Source organism: Streptomyces sp. S6, assembly GCF_054880855.1.
Genome location: NZ_JBTYMC010000479.1, coordinates 1 through 3,510, shown reverse-complemented (window position 1 = coordinate 3,510; position 3,510 = coordinate 1). Strand labels below are relative to the sequence as shown.

At 72.9% G+C, this 3,510-nt stretch carries 2 protein-coding genes; one reads left to right on the top strand and one right to left on the bottom strand.

Features of this window, described 5'->3' with window-relative positions; genetic code table 11:
• Window positions 1-329: 329 nt before the first annotated feature.
• Window positions 330-2,297 carry an acetoacetate--CoA ligase gene (locus ACVNF4_RS33905; protein ID WP_461806713.1) on the top strand — a complete coding sequence of 656 codons (1,968 nt, stop codon included), beginning with the start codon at window positions 330-332 and terminating at the stop codon, window positions 2,295-2,297.
• Between the two features lie 48 nt (window positions 2,298-2,345).
• Here the strand turns inward: ACVNF4_RS33905 and ACVNF4_RS33900 are convergent.
• The coding region (locus ACVNF4_RS33900) for an aminotransferase class I/II-fold pyridoxal phosphate-dependent enzyme (protein ID WP_461806712.1) at window positions 2,346-3,510 on the bottom strand (1,165 nt) is incomplete at its 5' end.

Here is a 3,510-nt window from a genome sequence, read left to right as displayed (position 1 = left end):
CCGGCACCCGCGCCCGCTCCGCGCCCCGGGAGGGCAGCCCGGAGGCGTCCGCGCGCCTCCTGCGCCACGCCGAGCGCACGGTACGCAACCTCTGGGCCGCCCCCACAGAACCGACCACCTTCATCGAACGCACCAGGTCACGACCGTCCATGCTGCTCACCCTGCCATTGACCGCTCCCCGCGCGCGCATCGTTCAACTTCCGTTCACCCACGACGGGATCACGGTTCACAAAACCGGCACGGCGGAGCACACCCTGGTGCAGAAGTCGATCACATGGCATCGTCCCTGTCAGCCGCCGCCCTCACGCGCACAGCCCGGGAGCCGCCCCATGTCGACCCTGAACCCTCGGCCGCTCTGGCAGCCGGACGCCGAGCGTATCGCCCGCGCCAAGGTGACGAAGTTCCAGGCATGGGCGGCCGAGAGGCACGGCGCCCCCGCCGACGGCGGCTACCCGGCCCTGCACGCCTGGTCCGTCGCCGAACCCGAGACGTTCTGGACGGCCGTCGTCGAGTGGTTCGACGTCCGCTTCTCGACGCCCTACGCGCGCGTGCTCGGCGACCGCTCGATGCCCGGCGCCCAGTGGTTCCCCGGCGCCACCCTCAACTACGCCGAACACGCCCTGCGCGCCGCCGCCACCCGCGCGGACGAACCGGCCCTCCTGCACGTCGACGAGACCCACGAACCCCGCCCGGTCACCTGGACCGAACTGCGCCGCCAGGTCGGCTCCCTCGCCGCGGCCCTCCGACGCCTCGGAGTACGCCCGGGAGACCGCGTGAGCGGCTATCTCCCGAACGTTCCGCAAACGGCGGTCGCCCTGCTCGCCACGGCCGCCGTCGGCGCCGTGTGGACCTCCTGCGCCCCCGACTTCGGCGCCCGCAGCGTCCTCGACCGGTTCCAGCAGGTCGAACCGGTCGTCCTGTTCACCGTCGACGGCTACCGCTACGGCGGCAAGGAGCACGACCGCCGCGAGGCCGTCGCCGAACTCCGCCGCGAACTGCCGACCCTCCGCGCGGTCGTCCACATCCCCCTCCTGGGGACCGCCGCCCCCGAGGGAGCCCTCGACTGGGACTCCCTCACGGACGGCGACGAGGAACCCGTCTTCGAACAGGTCCCCTTCGACCACCCCCTGTGGGTCCTGTACTCCTCCGGCACGACCGGCCTGCCCAAGGCGATCGTCCAGTCGCAGGGCGGCATCCTCGTCGAACACCTCAAACAGCTCGGCCTGCACTGCGACCTCGGCCCGCAGGACCGCCTCTTCTGGTTCACCTCCACCGGCTGGATGATGTGGAACTTCCTGATCTCCGGCCTCCTCACGGGCACCACCGTCGTCCTGTACGACGGCAGCCCCGGACACCCCGACACAGGCGCCCAGTGGCGCGTCGCCGAACGCACCGGCGCCACCCTCTACGGCACCTCGGCGGCGTACGTGATGGCCTGCCGCAAGGCCGGCGTGCACCCCGCGCGGGACTACGACCTCTCCCGCGTGCGGTGCGTCGCCACCACCGGCTCCCCGCTGCCCCCGGACGGCTTCCGCTGGCTGCACGACGAGGTCGGCGCCGACACCTGGATCGCCTCCGTCAGCGGCGGCACCGACGTCTGCTCCTGCTTCGCGGGCGCGGTCCCCACGCTCCCGGTGTACACCGGCGAACTCCAGGCACCCGGCCTCGGCACCGACCTCCAGGCGTGGGACCCGCAGGGCCGCCCGGTGATCGACGAGGTCGGCGAACTAGTCGTCACCAACCCCATGCCGTCCATGCCGATCCGCTTCTGGAACGACCCCGACGGCAGCCGCTACCACGACAGCTACTTCGACACCTATCCCGGCGTCTGGCGGCACGGCGACTGGATCACCGTCACCGCGCGCGGGTCGGTGATCATCCACGGCCGCTCCGACTCCACGCTGAACCGGCAGGGCGTACGGATGGGCTCCGCCGACATCTACGAGGTCGTCGAACGCCTCCCCGAGATCAAGGAATCCCTGGTCATCGGCGTCGAGCAGGCCGACGGCGGCTACTGGATGCCGCTTTTCGTGCACCTGACACCCGGCTCGGTCCTCGACGACGCCCTCCTGGACCGCATCAAGCGCGCGATCCGCGATCAGCTCTCCCCGCGCCACGTCCCGGACGAGGTCATCGAGGTCCCCGGCATCCCGCACACCCTCACCGGCAAGCGCATCGAGGTCCCCGTCAAACGCCTCCTCCAGGGCACCCCGCTGGAGAAGGCCGTCAACCCCGGCTCCATCGACGACCTGAGCCTCCTGGGCTTCTACGAGGACTTGGCCCGCGAACGAGCCTGAGGGCCCGCTGGGGGGCGGCCAGGGGGGCGGCTCGCCCCCTTGACCCTCTCAGCCCCCGTACGTGGCCTCGGACTCGCCCAGCACACCGGCGAAGTCCGCAGCCAGCCGCGCCCCGTCCGCCGGTTCGAGTTCGGCCACCGAGATCCGTACGCCCGGCGCGGACGCCAGCCTGAACCTCGCTCCGGCCGCGACCCACCAGCCCCGGGACCGCAGCCCGTTGACGACCGCCGACTCGTCGCGCACGGGCACCCAGAGGTTCATCCCGCTCACGCCGTGCGCGGTGATCCCGCGCGCGGAGAGCTCGTTCAGCAGCGTCGTCCGGCGCAGTGCGTACGCCTCCCGCGCGCGCGTGACGAGCGCGCGCGTGCCGTCGTCGGTCATCAGCCCGTGGACGGTCTCCTGGAGCAAGTGACTCACCCAGCCGGAGGTCAGCAGCAGCCGCCCGTCGTGCCGGGCGAGCGTCGTCGCGTCGCAGGCCGCCGCCGCCCATCTGAGGTCGGTGCCGAGGAACTTGCTGACCGTCCGGACGTGCACCCAGCGCGCGGGCCCGTCGGCGGTGAGCGTCCACAGGGGCACTCCCGCCGCCTCCGACGCGTGGTCGTTCTCCACGACCAGCACGTCCGGCGCCGTCCGCAGCACCTCGACGAGCGCGTCCCTCCGCGCGCGCGTGAAGGCCCCGCCGTACGGGTTCTGCGCACGCGGACTGCACACCACCGCGCGCACACCCGCACGCAGCGCCGCCTCCAGGGCCTCGGGCCGCACGCCCTCGTCGTCCACGGCGACAGGGACGGCTCGCAGTCCCAGGGCGGCGACCAGGTCGAGGAGGTGGTGATACCCGGGGTCCTCCATCGCGACGGCGTCACCGGGGCGCAGTTCCACGGAGAGCAGACGGGCGACCAGATCGAGCGCGCCGTGCGCGAACGTCACGTGCTCCACGGGGACGCCGTCGGACGAGAGCCGTTCCCGCACGGCCTCCTCCAGACGCGCCAGCCTCGGCATCGAGCGGTGGGAGCGGGCGCCGGGGGAGAGGAGGGCCGGGGGGACGAGGGCGGGCAGCAGAGCGGGGTCGGGATGCCCGCCGGCCAGGTCCCGCAGGCCCACCGGGACCTTGGGCGGACGGCGCGGCGCCACCGACGGCACCTCCGCGACGACCACTCCGCGAACGGCGTCGCGCAGGATCTGGAGTGGGTCGAGGAGATCATCGCGCCGGGCG

Coding starts and splice junctions, on each gene's coding strand:
- ACVNF4_RS33905 (WP_461806713.1), top strand. CDS start 330: ATGTCGACCCTGAACCCTCGGCCGCTCTGGCAGCCGGACGCCGAGCGT.